This window comes from Mesorhizobium sp. WSM4814 (assembly GCF_055811595.1).
Genome location: NZ_JBVVQT010000088.1, coordinates 1 through 280, shown reverse-complemented (window position 1 = coordinate 280; position 280 = coordinate 1). Strand labels below are relative to the sequence as shown.

The 280-nt window shown below is 61.4% G+C and carries 1 protein-coding gene; it reads right to left on the bottom strand.

Annotated features, from left to right (window positions below; genetic code table 11):
• On the bottom strand, window positions 1-252 hold a 252-nt coding region (locus tag AC0L2V_RS32280; protein ID WP_473522200.1), incomplete at its 3' end, for a transposase.
• Window positions 253-280: the final 28 nt, after the last annotated feature.

The window sequence follows — 280 nt, the reverse complement described above, 5'->3', positions numbered from 1 at the left end:
CAGAAGCTCGCGCAGCGCCGAGGCTTCCAGCATCTGGTCGGCGAGCAGCTTCTTCAGCTTCGCGTTCTCGTCTTCCAAGGCCTTCAGGCGCTTGGCGTCGGACACGTCCATCCCGCCATACTTCGCCTTCCAGTTATACAGCGTCGCCTCCGAGATCCCGTGCTTGCGGGCCAAATCGCCGGCCTTCGCCCCCGCCTCATGCTCGCGCAAAACCGCGATGATCTGCTCTTCCGTAAACCGCTTTCTCTTCATCAGTCCGTCCTTCAAACGAGGCCGGACT